Below are 4,148 nucleotides of genomic sequence, written 5' to 3' on the forward strand. Positions count from 1 at the left end.
GTGGCCCAGTGGGAGGCGAGGTCGAACTCCGGGTCGCGCTCGAAGCGTTCGTCGCCGGCCTGGTGGCCACCGCGAGGTCGACCAGGAGGTCCCCGACGCCCGCGAGCCCGCAGCAGCGGAAGACCTGCGCGGTCCTCGGCGCCAGCGTCCGGCAGGTGTCGGCCGCCTCGCCGGCCAGGGCGAGCAGGTCGTCGTCGCCGTACCGGAGGCCGGCCTGGACCAGCAGGGTGCCGAGCCCGGCCAGGCCCCGGCACCAGGCGAGGTAGCGGCGGGTCGCCCCGGGCGCCCGGGCGGCGGCCATGATGCCCGGGAGGTCGGCCGCGAGGCCGTCCACGATCTCCCGGGCGCCCTGCCGGGACGCCTCGTCGGACATCGCGAGCAGGAAGTGGGCCACTCCCGCGCGGCCGTGCGCGAAGCCCTCGGCGAGGGCCGCGGTGCCCGGGTTGGGCTCCTCCCCGAGGTCGTCCAGCGGCCGGCCGGCCAGCAGGGCGGCGCAGTCGGCCGCCGCCGCGCGGTGCGCCCCGGCCGACGGGCCGAGGGCGGCGAGCAGCAGGTGCCCGGTGCCGATCCCGGCGGTGCCGGAGATCTGGTCGACGCCCGTCCCCTCGTACCGGCGGTGCTCCGGGGGCGCGGTGCCGAGCGCGGCGGCCGCCTCGGCGAGGAACAGGTCGACGCCCGTACGGCCCTGGTACAGCGAGCCGTCCAACCGGCCGAGGGCCGGGTGGGCGGCCGTCCAGCGGGCCAGCTCGGCGGCGGCGGCCCGGGCGTCCGGGCGGTCCGGGTGCTGGAGCAGTTCGAGGCCGAGGCCCGCCGCGCCGTCGTACAGCGAGAGCAGGGTGCGGGGCCGCTCCGCGCCCGGGTCGGCGGCGACCAGCTCGCGGGCCATCCGGACGCAGCTGGTGACGGTGTGGTCGAGCGCCTCGGTGGGCCACCCCGTGGCCCGCCCGACCGGCGCACCCCGACGGGCGGCCGGCACCCGGCCCTCGCGCAGCCGGGCGGCCGCGGCGGCGCGCCGCGCGGGGTCGAAGTCCAGCAGGCCCTCGACGAGTTCGGCCGCCGGGTGCCCGGGTTCCGGGAGGGCCGCGCGCAGGGAGGCCAGGGTGCGGTCGCGGTTGGTCGCCGGGTCCGGGTCGATCACCACCGGGTCGAGGCCGGTGAGGGCGTGGTGCAGGGTGGCGCCCAGCGCGTAGAGGTCCTCGGTGGGGTCCTGCCCGGTGGCGCCCGGCAGGCCGTACCCGGCGGTGGCGCCCGGCGGGCGCTCGCCGGCCAGGGCGCTCACGCCGAAGTCGACCAGCGCGGGCCGGCCGTCCCGGTCGAGCACCACGTTCGCGGGCTTGAGGTCGCAGACCACCACGCCGCGCGCGTGCACCGCGTCCAGCACCCGCAGCAGCCGGCGGGCCAGCGTCCACCAGTCCCGCCCGCCCGCGGCGGCGGCCTCCGCGTCGGCGGCGTACGGTCCGCCGGTGAGCACCTCGCGGCGCAGGTCGATCGGCCCGCAGGCGGAACCGACCAGGTACTCGTCGGTGCCGTGCCGGAAGTAGTCGACCAGGGCGGGCACGCCGGGCACCCCGGCCAGCGCGTCGAGCACCCGCCGCTCGTGCCGCAGCCGGCCGCGCGCGTCCGTCCCCGCGCCGTCCTCGCCCACGAAGGCCCGGGCCTGCTTGACCACCACCTCGCGCCCGGTGGCGAGTTCGACCGCGCGGTAGACGTGGCCGCTCGCCGCGCGGGCGATGCCGGCGGTGATCCGGTAGCGCCCCGAGCCGACCCGGGTGGTCGCCGGGCGGGCGGGGGCGCCGGGCGCCTCGAACGGGTCGCTCGCCCACGGCGGCCGGCGGTAGCGGGCCTCGGCCAGGCCGGGGAACAGCGAGCCGTCCGGCCCGGCCATCCCGGCCTGCGCCTCGTCGTCGGTGACCCGGAACGGCCCGTAGCGGTAGTGCACCGGGGCGTCCGGCCGCACCGGGCGGTCGCTCACCACGGCGGGGCCCTCCCGGCCGGCCAGCGCCCGGGCCAACTCCAGCCCCAGGGCGCGGACTTCCTCCGGCCGGGGGTAGACCGTGACGGCCTTGCCCACGGCGGCGGCGCCGTGCCGGCCGCTGTTGAGCTCCGCCAGCGCCGCCGTGCTCACCGCGAACTTCAGGTCGCAGACCCGGCCGAGCAGGATCGGCAGCACGGTGTCCAGCAGGGCCGCGAACCCCTCCGGGCGGGCGGACAGGTGCAGCTTCCAGCCGTGGGCGAACTCCGGCATCCGGGGGTCCCGGAGGTACCACCACCGGCCGTCGGTGCGCAGCGGGCGGTGCGGCCCGGGTGCCCGGGCGGCCAAGGCCTCGGCCCGGCGCCGCAGCGCCTCCTGTCCCAGGACCGCGGCGGAGCCGGGGTCGGGCGGTGTGCTCATCGTTCCGTCCTTTCCCGGTCCGCCGCGGTCCGTCGTGCTTCGGAGCCGGGTGGATCAGGAGTTGAACTCACAGGGGAAGCGGGTCGGGACGTACGTCACCCACGGGTCGGCGAGACAGGCGACGGGGGTGAGGTCGGCGTCCAACTCGTCCTCGAAGACGATCGCGTCCTCGTCGATCTCCAGCAGGCCGGCGTCGCGGATGTCGGTCATCAGGGCACTCATGGGGGTCCTCCCAATGATTGAGGTCTTCGGGTTCTACGTGCGCCGTGCTTCGGGGCCTGGACGGATCAGGAGTTGAACTCGCAGGGGAAGCTGGTCGGGACGTAGGTCACGTACACGTCGTCGATGCAGGCCACGGGGGTGAGGTCGGCGTCGAACTCGTCCTCGAAGACGAGGGTGTCCTCGTCGATCACCAGCGCGCCGGCGTCACGGATGTCGGCCATCAGGGCACTCATGAGGGTCCTCCCAATGATTGGGGTCTTTGGGTCCTGTGTGCTGAGCGCGCTCATGCTAGCCAGACCGTCCGGCCCGGGACATAGCGCTGACAGACCCGCCGAATCGCCTACGACAAAGGGAGGTTCCGCTTGTGGACGCCGACTCCGATCATCCTCACCGGGGCCGCACACACCGGACCGGCACATCCGGAACCGACGGCGTTCGCGGGCCGGCGAGACGTTCGCGGACCCACGGCCGGTCAGCCGCACCGGTCAGGAGCCGGCCAGCCGCAGAGGTAGTGAACCCGGTCAGCCGCGCAGCCGGCGGGCCCGGAGGAACTCCCGGGCCAGCAGCCGCAGCGCCGCGGGCTTGGCCGGGCTCGCCGAGCGGCGCAGCAGGGCGCCGAGGTCGGCGCGGGCGGCGGCGCCGGTGAGCTCCTCCACGCCGACGATGCAGCGGACCATCGGCCGGTGGGCGGGCGGCACCCGGTCGATGACGGCCCGGCCCTCGGCGAGGGTGCGTCCGGCCCGGTCGAGCAGGGCGGCGAGCAGGGCCCGGACGGCGGGCAGGTCGCGGGCCTGCTCCAGGTCGGCGCGGGTGACGCCGTACTCCTCCAGGGTCCGCGCGGGGATGGTCAGCCGCCCCTCGGCGAGGTCCTCGGCGAGGTCGTTGACGAAGTCCAGCCGCTGGCTGCCGTCGATGAAGGTGCGGCAGGCGGCGCGGTAGTCGCGCTGGTCGCCGTCCGGGCCGAGCAGCGCGGCGACCACCATGAAGCCGGGCAGCGAGTACCCGTCGACGTAGGCCTGGTAGTCCTCCTCGGTGGCGAACCCGGTGAAGTCCAGGTCGGCCCCGGTGGCGGCCAGGAAGTCCAGCACCCGGTCGCGCAGGACGGGGTGGGCCTCGACGCTGTGCAGCAGGGGCCGCAGCTCGGGGTCGTCGGTACGGCCGGCGGCGAGGCCGTCGGTGACCTCCCGCTGCCAGCGCTCGGACGCCGCCCGGCGTTCGGCCGGCGGGCCGCTGTCCAGCAGGGTGTCGGTGCGGTGCATGAAGGCGGCGGCGGCGATCACGTGCGGGACCGTCCGGGCGGGCAGCAGCAGCTCGGCCGCGAGCGCGACCTCCCGCCGGTACCGGGCGACCTGCTGCCGCTGCCGGCCGTAGTCGGCCCGCAGCCCGGCCTCCCGCACTCCGGCCGCGTCCAGCGCCCGCTCCCACCTGCCCACTCGGTCCACCCCATCGTTCGTTCGACGGGGCCGAGCGTAGCCGGTGGGAGCGGGCGGACCTATTCGGGCCCCGGGGCCCTGACGACGCACGGGCCCGGGGC

General features: G+C 76.9%; 4 protein-coding genes. All 4 read right to left on the reverse strand.

Translation table 11 applies throughout. The annotated features are described in order from the left end of the window. Positions 1 to 2,392 (reverse strand): class IV lanthionine synthetase LanL (gene lanL, locus ABZW03_RS38130; protein WP_355269063.1); only part of this gene is annotated, 2,392 nt, incomplete at its 3' end. Positions 2,393 to 2,446: 54 nt separating this feature from the next. After that, complete coding sequence (locus ABZW03_RS38135) at positions 2,447 to 2,614, reverse strand: SflA family class IV lanthipeptide (RefSeq protein WP_355269065.1); 168 nt, start codon at positions 2,612 to 2,614, stop codon at positions 2,447 to 2,449. Positions 2,615 to 2,679: 65 nt separating this feature from the next. Beyond that, positions 2,680 to 2,847 carry an SflA family class IV lanthipeptide gene (locus ABZW03_RS38140; protein ID WP_355269067.1) on the reverse strand — a complete coding sequence of 56 codons (168 nt, stop codon included), beginning with the start codon at positions 2,845 to 2,847 and terminating at the stop codon, positions 2,680 to 2,682. Positions 2,848 to 3,135: 288 nt separating this feature from the next. After that, on the reverse strand, positions 3,136 to 4,047 hold the full coding sequence (locus tag ABZW03_RS38145) for a squalene/phytoene synthase family protein (RefSeq protein WP_355269069.1): 912 nt from the start codon (positions 4,045 to 4,047) through the stop codon (positions 3,136 to 3,138). Between the last annotated feature and the right edge of the window lie 101 nt (positions 4,048 to 4,148).

This window comes from Kitasatospora sp. NPDC004799 (assembly GCF_040609095.1).
GTDB lineage: Bacteria > Actinomycetota > Actinomycetes > Streptomycetales > Streptomycetaceae > Kitasatospora.